This window comes from Nostoc sp., from assembly GCF_036917655.1.
GTDB lineage: Bacteria > Cyanobacteriota > Cyanobacteriia > Cyanobacteriales > Nostocaceae > Nostoc.
In genome coordinates this window covers 193,140-218,421 of record NZ_JBALCY010000070.1, presented here as the reverse complement: position 1 = coordinate 218,421, position 25,282 = coordinate 193,140, and the positions used below count along the sequence as shown (strand labels likewise).

The 25,282-nt window shown below is 42.5% G+C and carries 22 protein-coding genes and 1 pseudogene; 7 read left to right on the top strand and 16 right to left on the bottom strand.

Annotation, left to right across the window (positions count from 1 at the left end):
* Positions 1–67 precede the first annotated feature (67 nt).
* A complete protein-coding gene (gene moeB / locus V7K30_RS25430; protein ID WP_335004026.1) occupies positions 68–1,240 on the top strand; it encodes a molybdopterin-synthase adenylyltransferase MoeB in 1,173 nt (390 codons plus the stop codon).
* 277 nt (positions 1,241–1,517) lie between these two features.
* On the opposite strand, the gene V7K30_RS25425 is transcribed toward moeB, so the two are convergent.
* On the bottom strand, positions 1,518–1,745 hold the full coding sequence (locus tag V7K30_RS25425; protein WP_335004130.1) for a hypothetical protein: 228 nt from the start codon (positions 1,743–1,745) through the stop codon (positions 1,518–1,520).
* Positions 1,729–1,885, bottom strand: a pseudogene (locus V7K30_RS25420) (IS1/IS1595 family N-terminal zinc-binding domain-containing protein); the annotation flags it as partial. The pseudogene V7K30_RS25420 and the gene V7K30_RS25425, both read right to left, overlap by 17 nt.
* A gap of 810 nt (positions 1,886–2,695) precedes the next feature.
* Here V7K30_RS25420 and V7K30_RS25415 point away from each other — a divergent pair.
* Complete coding sequence (locus V7K30_RS25415; RefSeq protein WP_335004025.1) at positions 2,696–6,277, top strand: beta strand repeat-containing protein; 3,582 nt, start codon at positions 2,696–2,698, stop codon at positions 6,275–6,277.
* Positions 6,278–6,369: 92 nt separating this feature from the next.
* Here V7K30_RS25415 and ftsH4 read toward each other — a convergent pair whose 3' ends face one another.
* The 3 genes from ftsH4 to V7K30_RS25400 all read right to left on the bottom strand — a co-directional run bounded on the left by ftsH4 (position 6,370) and on the right by V7K30_RS25400 (position 9,918).
* Positions 6,370–8,238 (bottom strand): ATP-dependent zinc metalloprotease FtsH4, encoded by a 1,869-nt coding sequence (gene ftsH4 / locus V7K30_RS25410; protein ID WP_335004023.1) that lies wholly within the window; start codon positions 8,236–8,238, stop codon positions 6,370–6,372.
* A gap of 91 nt (positions 8,239–8,329) precedes the next feature.
* Positions 8,330–8,512, bottom strand: coding sequence for a DUF2949 domain-containing protein (locus tag V7K30_RS25405; RefSeq protein WP_335004021.1), 183 nt, complete (start codon positions 8,510–8,512; stop codon positions 8,330–8,332).
* Positions 8,513–9,471: 959 nt separating this feature from the next.
* Positions 9,472–9,918 (bottom strand): TOBE domain-containing protein, encoded by a 447-nt coding sequence (locus V7K30_RS25400; RefSeq protein ID WP_335004019.1) that lies wholly within the window; start codon positions 9,916–9,918, stop codon positions 9,472–9,474.
* Between the two features lie 189 nt (positions 9,919–10,107).
* Between V7K30_RS25400 and V7K30_RS25395 the strand changes: the two genes are divergently transcribed.
* Together V7K30_RS25395 and V7K30_RS25390 are read left to right on the top strand one after the other, a co-directional pair.
* On the top strand, positions 10,108–10,323 hold the full coding sequence (locus tag V7K30_RS25395) for a hypothetical protein (RefSeq protein ID WP_335004018.1): 216 nt from the start codon (positions 10,108–10,110) through the stop codon (positions 10,321–10,323).
* A complete protein-coding gene (locus V7K30_RS25390; protein WP_335004017.1) occupies positions 10,277–11,074 on the top strand; it encodes a hypothetical protein in 798 nt (265 codons plus the stop codon). Before V7K30_RS25395 ends, V7K30_RS25390 begins: the two co-directional genes overlap by 47 nt.
* A 5-nt stretch (positions 11,075–11,079) precedes the next feature.
* Here the strand turns inward: V7K30_RS25390 and V7K30_RS25385 are convergent, their stop codons facing one another.
* The 3 genes from V7K30_RS25385 to V7K30_RS25375 form a co-directional block, all read right to left on the bottom strand.
* Complete coding sequence (locus V7K30_RS25385) at positions 11,080–11,187, bottom strand: DUF4351 domain-containing protein (RefSeq protein ID WP_334690081.1); 108 nt, start codon at positions 11,185–11,187, stop codon at positions 11,080–11,082.
* A gap of 9 nt (positions 11,188–11,196) precedes the next feature.
* Complete coding sequence (locus tag V7K30_RS25380; RefSeq protein ID WP_335004016.1) at positions 11,197–11,940, bottom strand: hypothetical protein; 744 nt, start codon at positions 11,938–11,940, stop codon at positions 11,197–11,199.
* Positions 11,941–12,073: 133 nt separating this feature from the next.
* Complete coding sequence (locus tag V7K30_RS25375; protein WP_335004015.1) at positions 12,074–12,628, bottom strand: 1,2-dihydroxy-3-keto-5-methylthiopentene dioxygenase; 555 nt, start codon at positions 12,626–12,628, stop codon at positions 12,074–12,076.
* Between the two features lie 323 nt (positions 12,629–12,951).
* Between V7K30_RS25375 and V7K30_RS25370 the strand changes: the two genes are divergently transcribed.
* Positions 12,952–14,397 (top strand): deoxyribodipyrimidine photo-lyase, 8-HDF type, encoded by a 1,446-nt coding sequence (locus V7K30_RS25370; RefSeq protein WP_335004013.1) that lies wholly within the window; start codon positions 12,952–12,954, stop codon positions 14,395–14,397.
* A gap of 87 nt (positions 14,398–14,484) precedes the next feature.
* Here the strand turns inward: V7K30_RS25370 and V7K30_RS25365 are convergent, their stop codons facing one another.
* From V7K30_RS25365 to V7K30_RS25330, 8 genes are all read right to left on the bottom strand, one after another.
* Entirely contained in the window at positions 14,485–15,423 is a 939-nt protein-coding gene (locus V7K30_RS25365) for an ABC transporter permease (protein ID WP_335004011.1), read from the bottom strand.
* 75 nt (positions 15,424–15,498) lie between these two features.
* Positions 15,499–16,581, bottom strand: a complete 1,083-nt coding sequence (locus V7K30_RS25360; RefSeq protein WP_335004009.1) for an ABC transporter permease — start codon at positions 16,579–16,581, stop codon at positions 15,499–15,501.
* Positions 16,582–16,741: 160 nt separating this feature from the next.
* On the bottom strand, positions 16,742–18,202 hold the full coding sequence (locus V7K30_RS25355; protein ID WP_335004116.1) for an ABC transporter ATP-binding protein: 1,461 nt from the start codon (positions 18,200–18,202) through the stop codon (positions 16,742–16,744).
* A gap of 97 nt (positions 18,203–18,299) precedes the next feature.
* Positions 18,300–19,355, bottom strand: a complete 1,056-nt coding sequence (locus tag V7K30_RS25350; protein ID WP_335004007.1) for a BMP family protein — start codon at positions 19,353–19,355, stop codon at positions 18,300–18,302.
* 299 nt (positions 19,356–19,654) lie between these two features.
* Entirely contained in the window at positions 19,655–20,632 is a 978-nt protein-coding gene (locus V7K30_RS25345; protein ID WP_335004005.1) for a hypothetical protein, read from the bottom strand.
* A 149-nt stretch (positions 20,633–20,781) separates the two neighbouring features.
* Positions 20,782–22,002: an MFS transporter gene (locus tag V7K30_RS25340; protein WP_335004003.1), complete on the bottom strand. Its 1,221-nt coding sequence runs from the start codon at positions 22,000–22,002 to the stop codon at positions 20,782–20,784.
* 575 nt (positions 22,003–22,577) lie between these two features.
* Positions 22,578–23,372, bottom strand: coding sequence for a hypothetical protein (locus V7K30_RS25335; protein ID WP_335004001.1), 795 nt, complete (start codon positions 23,370–23,372; stop codon positions 22,578–22,580).
* Positions 23,373–23,728: 356 nt separating this feature from the next.
* Positions 23,729–23,968, bottom strand: coding sequence for a calcium-binding protein (locus tag V7K30_RS25330; RefSeq protein WP_335003999.1), 240 nt, complete (start codon positions 23,966–23,968; stop codon positions 23,729–23,731).
* 774 nt (positions 23,969–24,742) lie between these two features.
* On the opposite strand from V7K30_RS25330, the gene V7K30_RS25325 reads away from it, so the two are divergent.
* Positions 24,743–24,988, top strand: coding sequence for a hypothetical protein (locus V7K30_RS25325; protein ID WP_335003997.1), 246 nt, complete (start codon positions 24,743–24,745; stop codon positions 24,986–24,988).
* Positions 24,969–25,250: a hypothetical protein gene (locus tag V7K30_RS25320; protein ID WP_335003995.1), complete on the top strand. Its 282-nt coding sequence runs from the start codon at positions 24,969–24,971 to the stop codon at positions 25,248–25,250. Before V7K30_RS25325 ends, V7K30_RS25320 begins: the two co-directional genes overlap by 20 nt.
* The last annotated feature ends 32 nt before the right edge of the window (positions 25,251–25,282 follow it).

Genomic DNA, 25,282 nt, shown 5'->3' with positions numbered 1-25,282 from the left:
TCTATCTCCATAGGAGATACAGTTTTTCGATAGGATTAATATTCCGCTCTCCCAGATCATAACTGCTATGCTAAATCCCAATCTGGACGAAATCCAGTTGACTAAAGACGATTACGAACGCTACTCCCGACACCTGATTTTGCCGGAAGTAGGGCTAGAAGGACAGAAGCGCCTGAAAGCCGCCAGTGTACTGTGTATCGGTACAGGTGGACTAGGTTCACCACTACTTTTATATCTGGCGGCGGCGGGTATTGGACGCATCGGGATTCTCGATTTCGATGTTGTCGATACTTCCAATCTGCAACGCCAAGTAATTCACGGTACATCCTGGGTGGGTAAACCCAAGATTGAATCGGCAAAAAATCGCATTCACGAGATTAACCCCTATTGTCAGGTTGATTTATACGAAACTCGCCTGAGTTCTGAAAACGCCCTGGAAATCCTTCAACCTTACGATATCGTGGTAGATGGTACTGATAACTTCCCCACTAGATATCTAGTTAACGACGCCTGCGTATTGCTGAATAAGCCCAACGTCTACGGTTCAATTTTACGCTTTGAAGGTCAAGCTAGTGTATTTAACTACGAAGGTGGCCCCAATTATCGTGACCTTTTCCCAGAACCACCACCACCAGGAATGGTTCCCTCTTGTGCAGAAGGTGGCGTATTGGGAATTTTACCAGGAATTATTGGTTTAATCCAAGCAACCGAAACTGTCAAAATCATTCTGGGACAAGGTAACACCTTGAGTGGACGATTGCTGCTATACAACGCCTTAGATATGAAATTCCGAGAGTTGAAGCTGCGTCCTAACCCGATTCGCCCAGTCATTGAAAATCTGATAGACTACGAACAATTCTGCGGAATTCCACAAGCTAAGGCAGAGGAGGCAAAACAGCAGATGGAAAGTCAAGAAATGACCGTCAAGGATTTGAAGGAATTGCTGGATAGCGGTGCAAAAGATTTTGTACTGCTAGATGTCCGCAACCCCAATGAGTACGACATTGCCAAGATTCCTGGTTCAGTGTTGGTGCCCTTACCAGATATTGAAAATGGGAATGGCGTTGCTAAGGTGAAGGAAATATTAAACGGTCACCGTTTAATTGCTCATTGTAAGATGGGCGGGCGATCGGCAAAAGCCCTCGCCATCCTCAAGGAAGCTGGGATTGTCGGGACGAATGTTAAAGGCGGAATTACCGCTTGGAGTCGAGAAATCGATCCTTCAGTTCCAGAGTATTAAAAACACATCGCTTTTCTGAAAGAGGGGATAAGGGGCATGATGGGCAGAGGGACAGAGGAGAAAATAACCAATGCCCAATGCCCTATTTCCCATCTTCTTATGACTACCTCAAAATCTCATCTCAATATTTTATGGGTGCAAGTTTGGCTGTGAGCAATCACCCTCGCTGTAAGTATTCTTAGATAAGTGGGATCATCTCTGCGTTTATAACTTTAGTAATTTATAACAATTCTCGCTGAGATACAATAGACATCTCCGAAAATAACGTAGGCACAATTCATGAATTGATTGTGCCTACCAAGGATTTTGGGTAACGCATAATTAATTTCTGGAGATGTCTAATACATCGGGATGCGATTAGGTGTAGCTTACCCCAGGCGTAGGCGTAGCCTTCAAAAAGGAAAATATGTATTTTTTGGCGTTGCTGATTGAAAATATGAATCAGTGCGTAGGCGTAGCCCGTCGTAGACATCGCTACAACCTGATGACATTTGTAAACATTCACGTTTTATTTCATCTGAGTAACCTTTCGGTTCATAAGAATCAATAAACTGATGACCACATTTTACACATATGTAATGCAAGTTTACGTCTCTGTTTACCATTCTTGCGAATATGAGTTGATGCACATCTTGGACATTGCATAGCGATGTCTACTACGGGCTACGCCTACGCACTAATTCATATTTATATTCTGCAACGCCTGTTTTTTTACTGCTTGAAACACTTGCCTACTACTTTATTATTGCCTGTAAACTAGAAGAATATGAAGAATAGACAAAGTTTAGTATTTGTATATATATAAATCGGTCAATGATGTGAAGAATACGCAAAGATAGCGATTTAAGTATAAATATGTAAGTAATATATTGATTATGTAGTTATTGTGAGGCTAGTGAGATGTTCTCTATTTTCAAGCTAGATACTCGTGGGGAATAGCCCACAAGGAGGGCATCAAAATCTCTTTACCGCTCAAGAATCCATTTCAAACTAGTATGCTAAAAAACATCTAATTTGCATAATCGAATTAAACATAACTATTGTGGGGTGGGCAACATGAGCGCCCTAGTTGTGCAAATTAAATGCTCCACATCTGAGGATTTAGGCACTGGCAAAAAACCAAATATGAAGGCGAGATTTTTTGATGCTTGTTCACTGATTTCTAGTGAACAAAGATGATTAATTTAGCTTGAAATGAGCAATTATCCTGAAGGCATAAGCTGATTAATTTGTACAGTGCTTAAAACTTAGATAGTTTGAGATATCAAAATCATTGCTACATACAAACCATTTTATAGATGAATCTTCGAGAAATATTACTTTTTCTCAAGAATGAAGGGTAAAGTATGCCGAAAACATCAAATTTCGGCAAGTTGTTTGCGCCCTAAAACAGCACAAACAGTAGGTTGAGAACTGAGAGTTAGAGAAAACAATCGATTTAGGTAGGTAAAAGTTATGGCAACCATCATTGGAACCAACGGTAACGATAGTCTAATGGGCAGTGGCAGCTTAGACCTGTTGAGGTTCGGTCAGGTCAGTGATACCCTCACAGGTGGCGGTGGCAACGATACATTTTACGACTTGAGCCTTTTTACTAGTACCATCACTGATTTTGGTGGCGTAGGTAAAGGAACAAACCCCACAGCAGCAGTCATTGCCGAAGTGGACACTCTAAAATTCGATAAAGATGATGCTTACACTCCCGAAAATCTGCTGCTTACCCAGAATGGCAGCAATCTGGAAATCACCTTTGCAGTGGAGTTTAAGTTTAGTGCCAAAGTCATCCTGCAAAACTTTGCCTTGGAAAACCTGGATAACCTCAGCAAATCTACAGGGGCTACTGTAGACTTGGGCAATATCCTGTTTTATGGGCAAACTACCATTACTGACAGCTTTGATGTCTTCAATGCCAACTCCACCCAAAGGACTATTTTCAATAAGAATACAGTCACCTTCCTGAACGATCTCTCCAACAATGTCAAGGGCTTTGACAACTCAGATGATGCGATCAACGGTGAGGGGGGGGATGATATCATTGACGGCTTAAGTGGCAACGACCTTTTGCGGGGAGGTGCGGGTAATAATACCCTCAATGGTGGTACTGGTGACGACACTTTGCAGGTTGACTCCCCCTCAGGCAATAATCTGCTTAATGGTGGCGATGGCAATGATTTTCTGACAGCCTCTGGCTCCAAGTACTACGACTACTACCACGGAGAAGGAGATGATCGCTCTTTAGGCAATAATACCCTCAACGGTGGTGCTGGTAACGATACCTTGAGTGCTAGCGGTTCATTAGGCGATAACCTCTTAGATGGGGGCGATGGCAATGATTCTCTCTCCATCACTGGGAGTGCAAGTAGTTACGATTACGGATCGTCTGACTCTCGCTCTTTAGGCAATAACACCCTCAACGGTGGTGCTGGTAACGATACCTTGAGTGCTAAGTATTCAACAGGCGATAACCTGCTCAATGGGGGTGATGGCAATGATTCTCTTGACATCTCTGGCTCGTTTGAATTTAGTGTTGACTCCGGCTCAGACTCTCGCTCATCTGGCAATAACACTCTTAACGGTGGCGCTGGTGACGATAAATTGAGTGCTAGCGGTTCAAAAGGTAATAACCTGCTCAATGGGGGCGATGGCAATGATTTTCTTGATGTCTCTGGTTCTGACGAATTTGCTCCCGGCTTCATCTCCGACTCTAGCTCGTCTGGTAATAACACCCTTAACGGTGGCGCTGGTGACGATACCTTGAGTGCTACCGGTTCAACAGGCGATAACCTGCTCGATGGGGGTGATGGCAATGATTCTATCTATGTAGGCAGCCAATCATTCGTATTAGATCCTCCTGCGCCCTTTTCTTTAGTGACTCAAGTAGATGGTGGTAAAGGTGACGATTTGTTGTCCGTCAATTACAGTGCTGCTACAGCGGGGATAACTTCAACTTTCAATGCCACCACTAACATTGGTTCAATTACGGGGGGCAAGAATCGGGTTAACTACAAAAATATCGAACGATTGAATATTTTAGGTACAGCCTACAATGACAATATTGTGGGGAACAGTGAAAACGATACGCTCTCCACGGGATCTGCTGGCAAAGATACCATAGATGGGGGTCAGGGTGACGATGTTTTATCCGTCGATTACAGTGGTGCTACAGGGGGGGTCACTTCAACTTTCAATGCCACTAGTAACATTGGCTCAATTACGGCGGGTACAAGTAGCGTTAGCTACAAAAATATCGAGCGATTCAATATCTCAGGTACAGCCTATAATGACAATATTGTGGGTCAGGATGGCAACGATACACTCTCCACGGGATCTGCTGGCAAAGATACCATAGATGGGGGTAAGGGTGACGATTTGTTGTCTGTTGGTTACAGTGGTGCTACAGGGGGAATCACTTCAACTTTCAATGCCACTACTAACATTGGCTCAATTACAGCCGGTACGAATCGGGTTAACTACAAAAATATCGAACGATTAAATATCTCAGGTACAGGCTACAATGACCAAATTGTGGGGAACAGTGGCAATGATACGCTCTCCGGGCGCGGTGGCAATGATACCCTAACTGGTGGCGCAGGCAATGATACATTTGTTTACATCAGTTATTACTACAATGACAACTTCTACTCCGGCGGCACTGATACCATCACCGATTTCGGTGGCGTAGGTAAAGGCTCAAATCCCTCAGCAACCGTGATTGACTCCTTAGACACCTTGCAATTTACAGGTAAATTTACAGATAGTCTCTTTACTGCTCAAAATCTGCAACTAACTCAAAACGGTAACAACTTAGAAATCACCTTTGGAGATGTTGCTAATGGCAAAGTCATTCTGCAAGACTTCAAATTAGAAAATCTGGATAATCTGCCAGCAACTTCTTCACGACCTGCTATTGGCAACATCCTGTTTTATGGACAAACCAGCATCACTGACAGTTTTGATGTGTTTGATGCTAATTCCACTCAAACTAGCCTGTTCAACAGGAACACTGTTACCTTCCTCAATGACCTATCCAACAATATTACAGGTTTTGACAACTCCAATGATGTTATCAATGGTCAAGGGGGTGACGACATCATCGATGGCTTGAGTGGTAACGACATTTTGAGGGGTGATGCGGGAAATGATACTCTTATTGGCGGTGCGGGAAATGATACTCTCGAAAGTAGTGCAGGTAATGATAGCCTTGACGGTGGTACTGGTGACGATAACTTGAGTGCTACAGGTTCAAGAGGTGATAACACCTTTAACGGAGGTGCAGGTAACGATAGCTTGAGTGCTAGCAATTCAACAGGTAATAACACCCTCAACGGAGGTGAAGGTAACGATAGCTTGAATGTTAGCGGTTTCAGAGGTGATAACCTGCTGTCTGGGGGTGATGGCAATGATTTTCTTTATTGGAACGGCTTTTCCAATTTCGGCAATAACACCCTTAATGGAGGCGCTGGTGACGATACGTTGAATGGTGAAACTTCAACAGGTGATAACCTTCTCTCTGGGGGCGAGGGCAATGATTATATTGACATCTCTGCCGACTACAACTCAACAGGCAATAACACCCTCAATGGAGGCGCTGGTGATGATACCTTGAATGCTCGGAGTTCAACAGGCAATAACCTCCTCTCTGGGGGTGATGGCAACGATATCCTCAGAGGTGGCAACGGTAATGACAGCCTCTATGGCGGGAATGGTACTGATACCTTTGCTTTCTATAATTACAATCAAGGTGTTGATACTGCTGTTGATACTATTTATGATTTCAATGCAACTAATGAACTCATTCAAGTATCGTCTTATCCTTTTGGTGGCGGGTTATCAGTAGGTTCACTTCAGAAAAGTCAGTTTACCCTGGGAACATCTGCAACGACAAGCAATCAACGATTCATCTATGACTTTATTACAGGTGGACTGTACTTTGACCAAGATGGCAATGGGGCTGGGTTTACTCAGGTAAAATTGGCCCAACTATCTGCTGGATTATCACTAACCAACAACAATTTTGTGGTGTTTAATCGGGGTTAGCGTTGCTAATTGCGGTATGAAAATGAGTGGCTTTTTTGAAACGCAAAGGGACGCAAAGTTATGCTCTGCGTCCCTCTGCTAGGAATTACGAATTACGAATTAGCTACAGGTTTAACTTGACTCAACAAATTGTGCAGTTTTTCGCCTTCAATGACTTCTGTTTCTAAGAGTTGAGTAGCGATCGCTTCTAGCAAGTCTCGATTCAGTCTGAGAATCTCTAGGGCTTGTTCGTGGGCTGTTTCCACGATTTCCTTGACTTCGCTATCAATGGCTTTGGATGTGTCTTCACTCACCGCCCGCCGGGGATTAGTCGCACCATTACCCAAGAACATTGCTTGTTGTCCTTGTTGGTAAGCCAGTGGCCCTAAGACTTTGCTCATACCATAGGCTGTTACCATCCGTTCTGCCAAGTCAGTTGCTCGTTGCAAATCGTTGGAAGCACCTGTTGTAATACTGTTAAACACAATCTCTTCGGCGGAACGTCCACCTAACAGAGTCGCAATCTGACCCCGCAATTCTGTTTCATTCATCAAAAAGCGGTCTTCAGTTGGTAATTGCAGAGTGTAGCCCAAAGCTGCCATCCCACGGGGAATAATCGAAATCTTTTCTACACGTCCGTTTCCGGTTGTGAGCGCCCCTACCATTGCGTGACCGACTTCATGGTATGCAACAATCTTTTTCTCAGTCTCGTTCATCACCCGACTCTTCTTCTCTAAACCGGCGACTACCCGCTCAATTGCTTCGGCAAAGTCTTCTTGAGCAACACTTTGACGGAGATTGCGAGCTGCCAATAATGCCGCTTCATTCACCAAGTTTGCCAAATCTGCGCCAGCAAAACCAGGGGTACGAGTAGCGATCGCTTTTAGATTGACATCATCTCCTAATTTTACCTTTTGAGCGTGAATCTTGAGAATTGCTTCACGATCAGATAAATCGGGACGGTCTACCAACACTTGGCGGTCAAAGCGGCCTGGACGCAGCAATGCCGGGTCTAGTATTTCGGGGCGGTTGGTAGCAGCTAGTACAATCACTGTTGCATCCCCAGCCGCAAACCCGTCCATCTCTGTTAGTAACTGGTTGAGGGTCTGTTCTCGCTCATCATTACCACCGTAGAAGCCGTTACTGCTACGAGACTTACCGATCGCATCCAATTCATCAATGAATACAATACAGGGAGCTTGTTTTTTGGCCTGTTCAAACAAATCCCGCACTCTGGAAGAACCCACACCAACAAACAGTTCCACAAATTCCGAACCAGAGATGCTGAAAAATGGAACTCCTGCTTCTCCTGCTACGGCTTTCGCTAAAAGTGTCTTACCAGTACCTGGAGGGCCAACTAACAACACACCTTTGGGAATCCTAGCGCCAATTTGCGTAAAGCGTCCTGGAGTCTTGAGGAAATCCACAATTTCCACCAACTCAGTTTTCGCTTCTTCTACCCCAGCCACATCTGCAAAGGTGATTTTAGCTGATTCGCCTTCAACGTAAACCTTAGCTTTGCTCTTACCAATCGAGAGAACACCTTGGGGGCCACCACCACCGCTACCACGGGCGAGAAAGAACTGCCAAATGCCAATGAAAATCAGCGGTGGAATCACCCAACTCAAGAGGGTTGTAATCCAAGTATTCTTGGGTGGAGGTGTAGCAGCGAACTCAACTCCTTTTTGTTCTAGCAGTTTGGGTAACTCTAAATCAAAGATTGGTGTAGTTGTAAACACCTGACCCGGCTCGGCATTTTCTGCTTTTAGTTGGTAGAGGATCTGGTTTTGACCAACGGAAACGCGACTGACTTCCCCTTCTTGTACTTGATGAATAAATAGGCTATAGGGAACACCAGCAGGGCCAGAAGCAAATAAACCAGGTAAAAATAAATTTAAGAGCAGGAATAGCCCTGATACTGCCAGCAATATATTAGCAATGATCCGAAACCGAGGTGACTTAGGCTGTTCTTTAATTGCCATAGATGTTACCAATCCTTAGAATGAAAACTGTTGAGAATGTGACTTTCTGGGAAAGTCGGCTATTTACTATCCGAATAGTTGAGGCAGCAGCTTATACTGTTTCCAACCAATCAAAAATTTGAGCTAACTGATCTAGTGTCACCAGCCCATACTGCCAGAGGGTCATGGCTAGAAAGTTGGGGGTCTGCTCACAATGTCGCAAGGCAAGGGAAATTGCTCCATCAGGAATACCCAATTCCTCTAAAAAATGCACCAATTGATCTATCGCTTTCATAGTAATGTTAAACAATGTTAATTAAGTCTTATTTTTGAGAAAGCTTGACTTGTGCGATGTAATGTCCTGGCGGCATCGCAAAGTTGTTCAGTTTGTCTTGATCGTCAAGGATACTAATATGTCTCATAAATTCTCCTATTTAGCAATGTTTGCAGCCTTTTTTTATTTATGTAACTAAACTTAACAATTAAATTAATCTTTGGGAACTAACAAGCAAATACGGTTTACCGTACTCAAAGAGTTAATACCACTGGAAATAAGAAAACTTTAATGAACAGAACGCTGTTAAAGAAGACGCAGAGATTGTGAAACGCAAAGAGAAATCACTGTGTTATCTTCTATACTTCCGTGTAATGTTCATTTTTCACCAATGATTTATATCTTTAGATAGATACATACACGCTCTGAAGAATACGATGTCTATAACGCTCTCTACGAGACACTGCGCGTAGCTTGCTTCTTTGCAGGAGTACGAATACTAGCTAACGCAACTCTTGGAGACGCTTCGTGTAGCTTGCTTCCCCGTTCGCGGAGCGTCCCGTAGAGAAGGGGTACGCTATCGGCGTTGCAAAAACTTTACCAGAATTACACTTAGCCTATTGACACCGCTTAGATATTTATAAGAATATCTAAGCAGTGCGGCTGGTTTTGGCAGCGGCGGTCTATTTGCAACTCTGACTGGTGCGCCAACTCTGAGTGCATCAGATTTTTTTGTGCAAGCATAGATGCACGCAGCAAGCAAAACAAAAATTATACCAGCTTAATCCCGAAGCAATTTTTATTGCTAGTAGGGCGCAAGTCCTTGCGCCCTACTCCCTTTGGATCTGCGACGCCAAATAGCCCGTCGTAGACATCGCATCAACTATAAATACTCAATTTATCTTGCAGTTCTCCAAAACGAAAAATGTTAGTAATGATAATTCATCCTCTTAATATCCTACGCCTAAAATCAAGTATTTCTATTCTCTTGCAATGACAATATCGTTAGACTTAATGACTGCATAAGCTTCTTTTCCCTTAGATAGCTCCAACTCTTCTGCGGAAGCTCTGGTGATAATCGAGGTTAATTCTACTTTATGAATAATCTCCAGAGTCACCTCACTATTAACTGCTCCATAAACAACTCGTTTAACGATACCTTTAAGAATATTGCGAGAGCTAACTTTTAGTGATTTCTTTTGAATACTACTTTCTATATCAGGTTTTTGAGTATAGTAGATATCTTCCTGTTTTTCCTGCTGAGTTGGTGGTGATATTGATGCCCATGTGTGCTGATTGAGACTACGCACGAGTTCTCGCAAAATCTCAGTCTTGGTGCGTTGAGACTGTTCGCAGAACTCCTCTAGAATCTTCCGCTCATCCTCTGAGGTTTGAAATGTAACCCATCCTTGTTCTTTTCTTGGCATAATAATATTATCAATTTTGGTTATCTTGGTAAAATTCTAGCAACTATCAATTCGATATGTCGTTTTAGTAATAACATTTTTTTTGTCAGGATTTTTGGCATTTTTAGCGAAAATTAATCAATTAATCTGATCCAGATAAATACATAAATATTTATTTTTTGTAGGTGTAAAATATTTTGTTACTTGAAAATGTCTAACCATCACACATTTAATACCAACAAGGATGGTATAACATTGGGCTATGGTATTTGTTGGAATAGGCGGGCTACGCTTATACAAGGTCATCTGGCAGAAAAAACCGAAAGCGGCGATCGCGTGAGTGCCGTAGGATTATTTAACGTGAGTTCACAACAGGGGGATGAAACACCTAAAATCGCGTTCTCAAGACCTGCGGAGTTTATTTGAGAACAATATCACCATTGAATACGTGGCAGAACCCCTCAAAGCTATGCCAGCTGATGCGGAGGTGACAGAAGTGCTGCATTGGATGCAGGCACAAAATTTTGATGTTATCGGCGTTGAAACGGGAGATATTATTAGCGGTTATGTAGAACGCTCTAGTTTGATTCAAAGCAAAGAAGGCAAGTGTGGCGAGTATCAACGGGTGTTTCATCCAAAAGAACTAATAGCCATTTCCACCCCACTTATAAAGTTGCTACCCATTTTGCAACAAACTCCGCGATTGTTTGTCTTGGACTGCAATCAAGTGAGTGGGATTGTTACCTGTGGAGATTTGCAGAAAGCACCCGCGCGAATGCTATTGTTTGGCTTGGTGACGCTGCTAGAAATGAATTTGCTGCGGCTGGTGCGGATTTACTATCCCCAAGATTCTTGGCAAAAAGTCCTCAAACCTGAACGCTTAGAAGTTGCTCAACGGCTATGGCGAGAGAGCCAGGAAAGAAACGAAGCTACCGATTTGTTAGATTACTTGCAATTTTGTGATAAGCGAGAATTGATTTTAAATCAACCAGAACTTCTCCAGCAACTGGGACTAAAGTCCAAGCGGTTTGGCGAACGTTTTCTCAAGTCTGCGGAACAGTTGCGAAACCGATTAGCTCACGCCCAAAATTTAGTTAGTGGTTCCTCTTGGACAGAGTTGATTTCTCTAGCAGAGGCGATGGAAACGCTATTAATTCGCTGTGAAGAAGTTGAGTGAAGTGGTCAGTTTTCTTTAACACTATTGAACCAGCTTGTTAAATCCGCTGCTGTCGAGAAATCTAATAGCGCCTCGCTTAAATCTTCTAATTGAGTAAGAGACAATCCTTCAATCTGCGATGTCTACGACGGGCTTTGCCTACGCAATTCTGGAGCAACTATACCAATTCGCCGAGGAAGTTGGCGCATGATTACTGATAACGCCTCTTCTCGTCTCCCCTGCTCAATTCCTTGTCTAATAATTCTTTGATAGACCACAGATTCCTGCATAAGCTCCTCTCGCAATAAGCTACTGATTAGATTGTTATTATATTTTAAGCCTGCAAGCAACTGAGTACAGGCTGAGATATTTCGCTGCTGGCTGGGTTCTTCAATCATATCTACCTGAGCAGCAACTTGAGAGAGCAAGAATTCAGGGGAATCTGTTCGCGCCAGAACTGCCAAGGGTAGAAGACCAACAGATGCTAACAAAGGAGCGGGGTCTTGCTCCCAAATCCGAATTGCTCGGAAGCGATGAACTGTATTAGTGTCGGTAAATTGTTCGATAAAAACTGCGTTTGAAGTAGTTTCTTTAAGGTAGATGACAACCTGTTCAATGGGATAAAAACTGTATTGCCGACGCAGCCTCGCGTAGTAGTCTAGCATCCGAATCGGCATTGCTGGGGCTGAGACGGGTGCAACTTGGAATTCTAGGTGTAAGATTTCCTCTTGGGGATTTAGCAGAATAATGCAGTCTGCTCTAACTGGCTCAACGCTCAACTCGGTTTTGAGGTTTTTAACGTCTGCTGGGGTTCTGCCTAATAACCAGGTGGCAAAGCTTTCGGGATACTGTTCTGAAAGATAGCGGCAAACGTTATCGATGGACATGCGCAGCCTAAGAAGAGAAGCGGTAGCGAGTACTCGAACGTCTTACAGAATTCAGTGGGGGACTTACGGCGTAATAGTTAAATTTAAAGCACTAAGTAATAAATATCACAGTTTGCAATCCTAAAACTGAGCTTTAACGCGGCTTGTGGAGCGAATCACTCACTTGAGTTCCTGTATAATTTGGAACCCAACCTTCGACGATTGCAAAATAGCGTACTGCTTTGAAATTCAACGATGCAGTTGGGCTGCACCAATGCTCAACGCCGGCGGGGATATAGAGATAGTCTTGTGCTTGAACTAAAAGCTGTACCTGGCTGCCATCAGGTCGCACGAAGCCATAGATCATCTCTCCTGCCAACACATAGAGGGGTTCAGCCGCAGGATGAGTATGGTAACGGCCGTAGGTTGCTATCAGTTGGTGAAGATTGAAGGAACCTGGATGCACATTTAGCAAGTCACACCAGAGAGCGCCATTTTCTTGCTGAATAAATTCAAAAACGCTGTTATGGAGTTCTACACAATAACGTTTCTCAGACTCAGTTAAAACGTCTTGGTCTAGCAGATTGGGGAAGAGAAGCGATGTTCCTGGGTCGTAGTGTCTGAGTTGAATGCCAAGAGGCTCAAGTTCACGAGCTATTTCGCCTAAATCACTCTCAATTGTGCCGTCGTCAAGTAGTAGGTTAGCCATGACAAAAAGACTAATTAACTGTTAAGAAGAGTATACTCAATTTTGAGCTAAAAAGCCACTATTCCCGATTGACAAACCGGGGAATAGGGCATGGAGCATGGGGCATGGGGCATGGGGCATGGGGCAATAAGGGATAGGTAATGAGGTAATGGGGAAGAAACTTAATTACCAATGCCCAATACAACTCTTGGAGAGGCTGCGCCAACGGCAACGCTCAGTACATGTGCCCAATGCCCAATTACAGAATAAATTTATCGCCAGAATGATGTTTATTGGTACCACTAGCATCTAAGCTAGTACGGGTGAACTATATCCAGCATAGAATGTCTGACTTAATTCTGTTTTGGCATCGGCGCGATTTACGCATTTCTGACAATACGGGACTGGCTGCGGCAAAACAGCAGAGTCCGAAGGTGGTGGGCGTGTTTTGCCTTGATCCGTATATTCTAGAACGCGATGATGTTGCTCCTGCCAGAGTAACTTATATGATTGGCTGTTTGCAGAAACTCCAAGAGCGATATGCTCAAATTGGTAGCCAGTTATTAATACTCCACGCTGATCCTGTACAAGCGATACCAGCTTTAGCAGAGGCAATAAATGCCAAAGCTGTTTTTTGGAATTGGGATGTAGAACCTTATTCGCAAGAACGCGATCGCACCATTATAAATGCCCTCAAAGAAAAAGGTATTCAGTTTCTTAACCAAAACTGGGATCAAATCCTCAACTCCCCAGATGAGTTACGCACGGGTGGTAATAGTCCTTACACGGTTTACACTCCCTTCTGGAAAAATTGGATTACCAAACCGAAAGCGAACCCAGTAGAAACACTGCAAAATGTTGAGGGGTTAACAGAAGCTGAACAGGAAATTGCAAAACTTGCAGGAGCGTTAAAACTACCTTCAGCGAAAGATTTAGGGTTTATTTGGGACGAAGAATTAATTATTTCACCAGGAGAGGCGGCGGCGCAAGAACGATTAGAGGAATTTACTAATAAAGCCATTACTGAATACCAAGAACAGCGAAATTTCCCCGCAGTTGATGGAACATCACAACTGAGTGCAGCTTTGAAATTTGGGGTAATTGGCATTCGTACCGTTTGGCAAGCCACCATAGAAGCACTAGAGAACAGCCGCAGTGAGGAAACAGCAGTTAATATTCGCACATGGCAACAGGAATTAGCTTGGCGGGAATTTTATCAACACGCAATGTATAACTTCCCCGAATTAGCTGATGGTGCTTTCCGCGACACCTTCAAAAAATTTCCTTGGGAAACAAATGAAGAACATTTCCAAGCTTGGTGTGAAGGAAGAACTGGCTACCCCATTGTAGATGCAGCAATGCGCCAGTTAAACGAAAGCGGCTGGATGCACAACCGCTGTCGGATGATTGTCGCCAGTTTCCTTACCAAAGACTTGCTAATTAATCCCCAATTGGGAGAAAAATACTTTATGCAAAAGTTGATTGACGGTGATTTATCTGCTAACAATGGCGGTTGGCAATGGAGTGCTTCTAGTGGGATGGACCCCAAACCTGTGCGGATTTTCAATCCAGCCAGTCAAACACAAAAATTTGATCCAGAGGGGGAATATATTCGGCAATGGGTATCAGAATTGCGGTCTGTAGATCCAGAATATTTAGTCACTGGTAAAATTCCACCTTTAGAACGTCATGCTGTTGGCTATCCCGATCCAATTGTGGATCATAAAATACAACAACAGCAGTTTAAACAACGTTATCAACAGCAAAAAACCGTTAGTAGAGGTGATTGAGATAACTTTTGACAGATGGTTGAAAGGTGATGTCACTTGCCCGCCGTTAGCTCAGGGGTCAAAAATATTCGTCGAACGAACGTTTTTTTAGTCTGAGTGGCGATTTTCTCCAAAGTAGGGAGTACCTAAAGCTTTAGGGGGTGTAGATTTTCCCAACTTACCCACTAATGCCAATAAAGCGATCGCATAAGGTAGCATTACTAAAAATTGGTAAGGTATATTTGCCCCTAATGCCTGAATTCGCAGTTGTAAAGCTTCTGTAGCCCCAAACAGCAAACAAGCTAAAGCACTACCAAAAGGATGCCATCTGCCAAAAATTAATGCGGCGATCGCAATAAATCCCTTACCAGCACTCATCCCCTCGGCAAAAAATCTTACCTGTACCAGAGTTAAATAAGCACCTCCTAAACTCGCAAGAGTGCCACTAATCACCACAGCGATATAACGGACAGTTTGTACCGAAATTCCAGCTGTGTCAGCAGCTTGAGGAGATTCTCCCACTGCCCGTAATGTCAGTCCAAAGCTAGTTTTAAATAAAATGTATGTAGTTAAAATAACTAATATAAATAATAAATATACTAAAATATCTGACTGAAATAGTAGCGGCCCAATCAGGGGAATATTGGCTAAACCAGGAATAATAATTGCCCCGATTCCAGGTAACTGCTGTGTACTACTGCCATTAAACACTAACCGGGCCAAGAACGATGTTAACCCAGATGCGAGAAGATTAATTGCTAGTCCAGACACCAATTGGTCAACACGCAAAGTCACACATAAAACAGCATGGAGTAGTCCGACTAATCCCCCAGCAATTAAGGAAGCGAGGATACCAAGCCAGGGATTACCAGTGGAGAAAGTGGCAGCAGCACTAGTAAAAGCACCAGTAAGCAACATCCCTTCCAAGGCGATATTTAACACCCCTGACCGTTCCGAGTACAATCCTCCAAGGGCAGCAAATCCCAAGGGGACAGCTAGACGCAAAGTAGCTACCAAGTAATCAGAGAAGAAGTTGAGATTATTCATAGAGCTTTTTTTAAACGCAGAGGTTCGCAGAGGAAAGTGCAAAGTTTCGCAGAGTTTTGTTTGTGTTATTCTGCGTTAAACCTTTGCGCTTGTCTGGGTTTTTACTCTTATCTCTCTTTCCACCGCGAAACTGATAGCAATAAACAACACCATAAAACCCTGAATCGCATAAACCACAGTTACCGGCACACCTGCACTACGCTGCATCACATTCGCACCACTGCGAAGCGCTGCAAAAAACAAAGAAGTCAATACTACACCGACAACACTACCACGACTTAAAAAAGCGATCGCAATGGCATCAAACCCATAACCGGGTGAAACTTGTTCAAATAGCCGATATTTCAACCCCATCACCTCACAACTTCCAGCCAACCCAGCTAAACCACCCGCAGCCGCCATCACCAGCATAATGGTACGTTCAACAGATATGTGGGCATAACGGGCGGCAATCGGGTTAAATCCCACTGCCGTAATTTGATAACCTAGAGGCGATCGCACTAACAATACCCATAAAATACCTGCGGCAATTAAAGCTAATAAAATACCTGCATGGGCAAGGCTTTGTGGTAATATAATCGGCAAGCGGGATGTTTTGGCAATTAATGGCGAATAAGGACTAGGCGCACCTGTTGCCATTAATGGATTTTGTACGAGGTAGCTAACTAAATTCACTGCGATATAGTTGAGCAACAACGTCGTAATTACCTCATTCACTCCGCGCATTGCTTTGAGATAACCAGGAATCCAACCCCAAACTGCACCAAAGAAAAATCCTGCCAAAAGTGCTAAGGGAATATGAATCACCGCAGGTAATCCTTGCACATATAACCCAATTAAAGTACTTCCCAACGCACCCAGATAAATTTGTCCTTCCCCACCGATATTAAATTGCCCAGCCCGCAACGCCACTAACACGCCTAAACTGGTGAATAATAGCGGTGTCATTTTGGTGAGGGTGTTACCAAATCCAAAGTAGGTAGAGAGAGATTCTTTAAATAGGATGCTGTATGCCGTGATGGGATTTGCCCCAGCAATTAGCATCAGGATAGCACCGACGATCAGGGCGGAGGCGATGCCTACGGCGGGCTGCGCCAACGCAATTAGTGGTGATAGTATGGGCAGCAATCTAGGATGAATCCGATTAATTAGTGTCATTTATATCTGATTTCTTTAATTCCTATGAATACCAGCACACCTATATACTGGGGCATAATTGGGAACATAGAAAATCGCATTTTGAAACTTTCCTAAAGCGATCGCCTTCTCTGTATTTCTCAATAAACCTCATCATGAGTACCAATATCAATTAGCACGATCATATCCCAGCCATCAACAAACCAATTTCTTCCACTGTCGCCGTAGCTGCATCCAAAATAGCCACAAACTCACCTCTGTAGATTACGGCAATGCGATCGCTGATTGTCATCACTTCTTCTAACTCAGTAGAAATATACAAAATTGCGGCACCGCGATCGCGTTCTGTTAATATTCGAGAATGGACGGCTGCTGTCGCCCCTACATCTAACCCTCTTGTGGGTTGCATGGCGATAATTAAAGCTGGTGTCCCCGCCAGTTCTCGCGCTAACACCACTTTTTGTTGATTTCCTCCCGAAAGCTGACTAAGCTTAATATCAATCCCATTCGCCCGAATGTCAAACTCTTGCATTGCAGCTTGGGCATGATCTGCGATCGCTTCTTGTTGTAACAAAAAACGGCGACAAAATGGCAGATATTTAAAAGCTTTTAAAATCAAGTTTTGGGCGATGTTAAATTGCAACACCAATCCCATTGTCTGTCTATCTTCTGGGATATAGCCCACTAAGGAATGCTTGTGCGTAAACTCAATTTTACCCTGCTTAATAGTCCGCAAAAGAGCGATTGCATCAGCTAATTCTCGCTGTCCATTCCCATCGACACCAGCAATTCCTAAAATTTCCCCCGCCCGCAGTTCAAAAGATACATTATTTACAGCAGGAATATTTCTTTCATCAGCAACTTGTAAATTTTGCACAGACAGGATAATTTCTCCTGGTAATCTATGACTTTTATTTAACTGTAAAGCTACTTCCTGTCCTACCATTAATGTTGCTAACTGCTGAGGTGTCGCTGCTGAAGTTGATGTTGTTGCTACTACCTTTCCCTGGCGCAAAACTGTTACTGAATCACAGAGATTCATTACCTCTTCTAATTTATGACTGATAAAAATAATTGTGTTGCCTGCGGCTGCCAATTGGCGCAAGATAGCAATTAATGATTCTACTTCTGGCGGTGTCAAAACGGCTGTAGGTTCATCAAGAATCAACAATTTTGCTCGACGGTAGAGAACTTTGAGAATTTCTACCCGTTGCTGTGCCCCAACAGATAAATTTTCAACTTTGGCAGTGGGGTCAGTTTCTAATCCATAAGCTTGGGATAATGCGGCGATTTCTTGCTGTTTATATTGTAGATTCAGCCGCCAAGTTTTCTCCGTTCCTAAGATAATATTTTCTGTGACAGTCAATTGGGGTATAAGCATGAAGTGTTGGTGAATCATACCAATACCTAATTTAATTGCCTCATTTGGCGAGGTAATTTTTATTGGTTCTTCTTGAAGGTAAATTTGACCAGCATCAGGTTGATAGAGTCCACTAATAATATTCATTAAAGTACTCTTGCCTGCACCATTTTCGCCTAGTATTGCATGAATGGTTCCAGATGCAACAGAGAGATTGATATTGTCGTTAGCGATAAAAGAACCAAAGCGTTTGGTGATATTTTTTAAGCGTAAATAGTTCATGTTCACAAAACTGATAGCTCGTAGTCAGTGCTTCAGCCCAGATTTTAGGACTATAGTCCTGACTACGAAAGTTTTTTAAGATATCTGTATGCTAAACCTATGTTGTTTTCTTCACGCAGCGTGTATCTTTACCAGTCTCTTTGCAGTCTTCAAAAACGATTTTTTTATTAACAATCTCTTGCTTTGCATTCAATACCTTTTGCTTAACTGCCTCCGGGATGATTGCCCCGAATTTTCCTAAAAATAATATATCTGGTCTTTCTAGTCCAATTGTATATATTTGTCCTTTGATTTGTTTTTGTTTAGCTAATTCTGCTATATAAGCTATGGCTAAATCTAAGCGTTTGACAGCACTGGTTAAGACAGCTTTTGGTGCAACATCTAATTGATCATTTGTGTTACCAAAAGCATATACCCCTTTTTCACCTGCTGTTTGTAAGACTGCGGCTGAGGCATTATCTAACCATTGATAGATGACATCAGTACCGGAAGAAATTAATGCGATAGTCGCTTCCTTGGCTTTGGCAACATCATTCCAATCACCCGTAAAAGTAGAAATAATTTGAATATTTGGTTTAACAGACTTTGCCCCTAATTCAAATCCCCGCAGTTCTCCTTCGGTAGCGGGAAATTTCTCTCCAGCAATATAAGCTAATTTATTAGATTTAGTGACAGAAGCACCGATAATCCCACACAAATAACTAGCTTGTAGGTGATCTATTCGTAAAGAAGCAATATTCTCACCTTTGAGATTACCATTTACTCCAACAAAAAATGTGTTGGGGAACTGTGAGGCGACTTGTTCAATTGCGGCATCAAATTGTCCGCCATGCGCGAAGATGAGATTGTAGTCTTTACGAGCAAAATCTGTTAAAATTTCTGTTTGATCTGCTTGTGCTACTTTTTCTACATAGGCGGTTTCTGCACCTAGCTTTTGTTTTGCTAGATTAATACCTTCATAACCAGATTGATTCCAGGCTTTGTCGGTAATCATTCCAGGGAGAGCGATCGCTATTTTAAACCCTTCAGCACCACCCGTTGTTGTCGCTGTTGGTGTCGTCGGCTTACTACTGCAAGCTTGCACCAGTAAGCTGGTACCAAACGCCGCTGAACCAAACAAGATAAATTCACGCCGACTAAAGTTTGTTGTCATACCTCGCCTTCAGATAGCTATTTTAGTTATTTCAACACTCTAAAGTCGTAGGTGGTATTTTGGAAACAATTTTTCCCGGATTTCGCAATCAAGGCACAAAAACGTCTCTTCAAGACGTTGTTTTTTGTTCCAAAATTATATTTTGGACAGGTCTATTGAGAAGTTATATCATGTCCGTTTGATTACTTATTAAACCCCAAGAACCCCAAAGAGCCAGCGCTCAGAGCGGTCTCCTCGGAGCATCTGGCGTTTGGGGTGCAATGACTGTGGGAACCATAACTAATTAGCCGGACATGATGTTACGTCTTGACAGGTAAACGGGAAATTGTCCATAAGATGAGCAGGAAGATTAAGTAAATTGTGCCAACCAGCCCAAACTCAATCAGAGGGATATAGGTTATTTCGTAAATTCTGCCTAAGCCGCGTTCAGTCAGTCGATAAACGGCCAGTACACTCACTAAAAAGGCTCCGTAGATAGTACGTTTAGTCAAGATACCAACAGGTAAACCGTGAAGTTGGGTAAGTATTAAAATGCCAAGAAAACCAAAGAGAAATGTTGGCCACTTGCTTTGTCCTAGTATCAAAGATACAACTACACTATGTAAAACTACTGTAATTTCCAAAGTGAATGTCCACCAACGGTTTACATGGGTGCGGTTAAAGATCAATGATGATTGGAGCAGAAGCAAGAACATATAGAGGAAACCAATTAAGTGCCCCAAAGTCGCTTCCATTGGATGGTACCAAAAGGTGTAGATAGCGGCGAAGGAGAAAAAGTAGCCGTGGTACAGCTTGATAATTTGCAAAAACTGTTGATGGAATGGAACAGAATTGCCAAAAAACAAACCGCGTCGAGGCGTTTCTAAAATCAGTACGAACACCAGTAGGAGTACAACCGCACCTTGGGAAGCCCAAATTGAAGTATCTTGAGCTAGAGCATCATACCAAATATAGGTCTGGAGAAAGTGTAAAGCGATGAATGCACCATTAATGGCAAGCATGAGATAATTAATCGGGTGCAACGCTGTTTTGTATTTCAGTTGCGATCGCTGCGCCCACAAGATACACGCCCAGATGCTAAACTGATGCCCAAGGTACATACCCCAAGCCGTCGCTCGACTCCAAAAAGTTGGTTGGGGAAGCTTCCAGTAATACCAGTTTAATCCTTGGTCAGGAAGTTTGATGATGCTTGCAGGAATGCTCCCACCGATCCAAATTGCGTAGGTGAGAAGGATGCTTACAAAGATGCCTAAAAACAATACTCGGCGACCTGTCATATTAATTTTAGATTTTAGATTTTAGATTTTAGATTTTAGATTAAAAGTCTTTAGTACAAGGCTGTTCAAAAAATTATTAAGCTTGGTTATCAAAGCCTTCTGAATTCTCAATCCTGAATCCTTACCTTTTTACTTTGAAACCAGGATTTTCAGGCGACACGTTCTGTCTTTGGTTCAGATGCGCTTTTAGTCACTCGCAAACTAAGAGTCAAAGCTACCAGCATTACTAAAGATCCACTCAAAAAAGGAGCAGAACTCCCAAATTTCATAAAACTAGCTCCTGCCCATGTTGGCCCCCCGATGCGTGCCAATGCAGAGCAAGAACTGGCAATTCCTAATATTTGCCCTTGTTCTTCTGGGGGTGTCATCTGGGAAATCAGGCTGTTCAATATTGGTTGACTGACACTAATTCCCCATGCCACAAGTGTGGTGGCGACCAACAATAAAGTTAAGCTTTGTGAGAATCCAATTAGCAGTAATCCTGAACCTAACCCTAATATCCCCAAGGTAAGTAACTTTATTTCACCCAAGTGTTTCTTAAGGAATCCAATGAGTCCTCCTTGAATGATTGTGCTGACAATCCCCATGAATGCAAAAAGATAACTAGTTTGTTGAGGACCCCAATTTAATTGCTGCTTAGACCATAAAGCCAATGTAGAGTCCATAGCTGCAACAGCAAAGGTTACTAAAAAGTAGATGCCAACAAGCACACAAAACTGTGGGCGCTGTGACAGATGTAGCAAGTTCAGCCGTTGCTGACGGTAGCGATGAACTTGGATTTTAGCTTTAGTCTCAGAATTTAGAGATTCTGGAAGTAACATCAAAGCACAAAGCAATGCCAATAAAGATAATCCGGCTGCGAACAACGACGGTAAATGAAAGTTAGCGTTGTTCGGATCAGACCCGATCAGAAGACCTCCAATGGCTGGGCCGAGAATGAAGCCAAGACCAAAAGCTGCCCCGATTATCCCCATACCACGAGATCGATTAGCTGGCGTGGTAATATCTGCTATGTACGCCTGAGCAGTGGCAATATTCCCTGACATAATCCCGGCAAGACTACGAGCAATAAACAAAATCCATAATGAGTTAGCAAAGCCTAACCCTGCGTATGCAATTACAGAACCGAATAAAGTTAGTAATAAAATCGGACGGCGACCGTAGCGATCGCTAAAGCTGCCCCATAATGGTGCAAATAAGAACTGCATTAAAGAATAAATAGCTACAAGCAGAGTCGCTTCATTTGGTTTTGCGCCGAATTGTTCAGCATACAAAGGCAGTATCGGCAAGATAATTCCGAAGCCGAGCAAGTCTATAAATACTGTCAAAAATAAAACGAATATAGCCCTGCCATTATTTTTACTCTCCATAGGTGCAATTCTCTTTTCTAAAAAATATGTGTAACTTGGATTAGCTTTATGAACATTAGGGAATACTTAATAATAAAGATCCATTGAATGCAACCAGTAATCAGTTCAAGCAAAGTGCGTTAATTTGAGTGTGGTTGAGCAAAATAGCGTGGAACAAACCCACTATAAAAATCAAGCCAATAATACTACTAATGAAAGCAACTATGATCTCGTGCTTCCGTATAGCTTTTTGTATCTTAGTGTCTATGATGTTTTCTAATTCTTTGTATGACATTGAGTTTAATTTGGCAAAAAACAAGAATTATGTGGAACTTACCTACTTAAGTAAGTGGGCGTGAATAATTAAAGGTTTGTAGTGAGTTAGCGCGGTCTTCTCGCGGGCATCCTACGGCAGGCGCTAGCCTCTCCCAATGTGAGAAGGGGAGACGCTTTATGGTAAATTTGCACATTGCGTAACTCCTATTTACATTGGGTAACATAGTTTAATTTATTCTTGACCACTTACTTACATAAGTTTGAGTATGTCCCAAACCTCTAACTTATTAAATGAAAACTATTTCGACGCTGTGGGAGTGTTAAGTGCGTTGGCGTAGTTTCAAAACAGCACCTGAAACACCAAAAGCTAATATCGCCAAGCTATAAGTTGGTTCGGGAACTGCAATAATGCTTACCTGATTAATGGCCAAGCCGTATTGTGGATAAGAACTGCTAAAAACGAGTCGTGAGATGTTTGGAGTGTCACTACGAACCCCCAAGAACACTGCCGAATTATCTAATGCTAGCGACGAAGTACTTAAAACTGAGAAACTACCTAACAGATTATTGGCATTATCAAAAGCGGTGATAAAAGTTTGAACTTCTAAATTACTAATGTCTACAGCTATCTGAGTACCAGCGCCGAAAACAGGCTGGGCAAAACTAATGCTCAAAGGTCCTCCGTTCCCCTGAGTCCGAGGAGCAGGAGCACCAGGAGGAAGAGGTTGAAAACCTGTTGGGTCTATACCTCCAAAGAGAACAAAATCTCCTTGGGCGAAGTTTGTCCGAATGCCAGGTGGAGGTAAAGTTTGAAATACAAAGGGTGGAGTAATCTGAGGATTATTACTTGGAGCTATATTTATATCCAACCCTAAACCACCTTGCGATGTTGCTAAAAAAGAGTTAGGTAAAAAGGCAGAAAAGTCAGGAGCAGAGGGATTGAATACTTTACCTAAACTAACCCAATCAACTTCATCATTACCTCCGAAAACAGCGCGTTCAGTTACTAAAAATGTAGCTGCTTTAGCTGGTAATGGGAGAACCGTTATTATAGCTGTAATTGCTGCTAAATATTTGACATATAACTTAAATAATTGATTTTTCGTAAATGCCACAAGGCTTGCTCCTTAATTTAATTTTTTAGAATAATATCATCAAAATGCAATAATTCAACAACCAGAATGAGGCAATGCGTTGCTTTAGTCGAGAGATTTGTTCGCGTAGTGTCTTCGACAGGAGAAGCAACTACGGTGTTCAATGCTTATGTCTGCAAAAAAAAACTTTTTGAGGGCTAGAGCATCGATTCAGTAATCAAAAACCTAACCCCCCAGCCCCCTACCAGGGAAGGGGGAGCCAAACTCCCCTCTCCGAAACGGAGAGGGGTTGGGGGAGAGGTTCTTCCAGGATTACTGAATTGGTGTTCTAGCTGGTGAGGTGAGTTGGCGCAATTCATACTTTTACCAGCCCGACCTCATTTTTTTGCAGCGCAGCTTTTACCCTGAGGTACAAAGAAAATTACTCGTGTCTGTACCACTCTCAATTTGTTATTGCCGCCATTGCCAGCCAACTTGTCATTGCCCTTTCCAGCATCGATTACGTCACTTCCAAAACCACCGGAGATATTGTCATTGCCTCCACGACCAGAAATCTGATCGTCACTATTAGTGCCCAACAAAAAATTATTGTTAGGAGTACCAACAATTATGGACATAATATATACCTTTATAGTTTCATAGATCAATGTATTTGATTGTTGTAATACTCGCATATTACAATGAGCCAAATTATAAATTTCTGATGAAATATGCATAAAGATAGTTAATGCTTTGATATGACACCTAACTTAACAATTCACGCATTCAAGCATTTAGGACTTACGCATTGACAGAAAAGACCAAGTATGGGTTATTTGAAAAACCACATTCATCGTCGGGGCAATTCATGAATTGCCCCGACGACGCTGGTCTACTTACCATCCATGAATTGATTAATAAAAACCTGAAACGGCGTATTTACGTTCATCGTTCATACACAACATGATTATTTTGTACAGTGCGTAAGTCCTAGCATTAAAGACATTTTGCCTACGGCACGCTCAACGCGAAGAGACGGGGATTTAAATCCCCAACTGAAATCGAGCGGAGTCGGAGTGGCTCCGTCTCCGAGCTACGTTTAGACGTAGAGGGGTCTTAAACCCTTTAATTTACGATAAACAAGCAAGTTGTGAGGGGATAAAATAGGGAATGCATTGACAATAATATTGTATTATTTATCACTGAATAGAAATGTTTATACGTATTAAGGCGATCGCTCGCACCTAGATCGAAATTGTCTAGCTCTCAGACTTGTTTGCATAATTTTGGATACATTACCGCAAATGCGCTGATACTTTATTTTTCCCTCTTCATAAATTCCGCAAAAACACCGTTACGCTATTTGTGCTTGTGATCAAAACTTAGAGCATCCAGTTTATTAGGGCGTGTTTATGACCAACCCTGTAAAGACGGTTATCCAAGTCAATCTGGAGATGGCTCTAGAAGTAGCTCAAGAATTGGAGCAAGCTCCATACACTCAACTCAGTACTTATTGTTTGGAGATTTTACGGGAGATCGGATGTTCTGGTACTGAACTCCCAGTTAACTTACAAACTCGTGATCAGCAGCTAAACTTTATCACAGGCTTTGCATCTTATGCATTTGGAGAGGTACAAAGTGTACAAAACATTAATTGAAGATATCTTTTCTGATCCAGAAGAGGCAGAAGAAACTACTTTTCCCGCCACAGATAAAGATTTGTTAATACTAACAGAAAAATTTTTAGGGTTTGAAATTCCTTCAAAGGTTTTCTTACAAGCTATAGCCATTGCTGATTACGATGGTGCAGCAGCTTTCCGCTACGTTGATAATTATTTGATTACCCTCAAAAATAAGAATAAACGTAAGCATAAGAAATTACTTGTGTTAGGTGCTTCGACTAGGTTTGACAATAATTAATGTGTTTCTTTGCAAGCTAACTAACAACCAAT

Coding starts and splice junctions, on each gene's coding strand:
- ftsH4 (WP_335004023.1), bottom strand. CDS start 8,238: ATGGCAATTAAAGAACAGCCTAAGTCACCTCGGTTTCGGATCATTGCT.
- V7K30_RS25355 (WP_335004116.1), bottom strand. CDS start 18,202: ATGAACTATTTACGCTTAAAAAATATCACCAAACGCTTTGGTTCTTTT.
- V7K30_RS25415 (WP_335004025.1), top strand. CDS start 2,696: ATGGCAACCATCATTGGAACCAACGGTAACGATAGTCTAATGGGCAGT.
- V7K30_RS25340 (WP_335004003.1), bottom strand. CDS start 22,002: ATGGAGAGTAAAAATAATGGCAGGGCTATATTCGTTTTATTTTTGACA.
- V7K30_RS25360 (WP_335004009.1), bottom strand. CDS start 16,581: ATGACACTAATTAATCGGATTCATCCTAGATTGCTGCCCATACTATCA.
- V7K30_RS25395 (WP_335004018.1), top strand. CDS start 10,108: ATGTCTAACCATCACACATTTAATACCAACAAGGATGGTATAACATTG.
- V7K30_RS25405 (WP_335004021.1), bottom strand. CDS start 8,512: ATGAAAGCGATAGATCAATTGGTGCATTTTTTAGAGGAATTGGGTATT.
- V7K30_RS25330 (WP_335003999.1), bottom strand. CDS start 23,968: ATGTCCATAATTGTTGGTACTCCTAACAATAATTTTTTGTTGGGCACT.
- V7K30_RS25350 (WP_335004007.1), bottom strand. CDS start 19,355: ATGACAACAAACTTTAGTCGGCGTGAATTTATCTTGTTTGGTTCAGCG.
- V7K30_RS25400 (WP_335004019.1), bottom strand. CDS start 9,918: ATGCCAAGAAAAGAACAAGGATGGGTTACATTTCAAACCTCAGAGGAT.
- V7K30_RS25380 (WP_335004016.1), bottom strand. CDS start 11,940: ATGTCCATCGATAACGTTTGCCGCTATCTTTCAGAACAGTATCCCGAA.
- V7K30_RS25375 (WP_335004015.1), bottom strand. CDS start 12,628: ATGGCTAACCTACTACTTGACGACGGCACAATTGAGAGTGATTTAGGC.
- V7K30_RS25325 (WP_335003997.1), top strand. CDS start 24,743: ATGACCAACCCTGTAAAGACGGTTATCCAAGTCAATCTGGAGATGGCT.
- V7K30_RS25365 (WP_335004011.1), bottom strand. CDS start 15,423: ATGAATAATCTCAACTTCTTCTCTGATTACTTGGTAGCTACTTTGCGT.
- V7K30_RS25370 (WP_335004013.1), top strand. CDS start 12,952: ATGTCTGACTTAATTCTGTTTTGGCATCGGCGCGATTTACGCATTTCT.
- moeB (WP_335004026.1), top strand. CDS start 68: ATGCTAAATCCCAATCTGGACGAAATCCAGTTGACTAAAGACGATTAC.
- V7K30_RS25345 (WP_335004005.1), bottom strand. CDS start 20,632: ATGACAGGTCGCCGAGTATTGTTTTTAGGCATCTTTGTAAGCATCCTT.
- V7K30_RS25390 (WP_335004017.1), top strand. CDS start 10,277: ATGAAACACCTAAAATCGCGTTCTCAAGACCTGCGGAGTTTATTTGAG.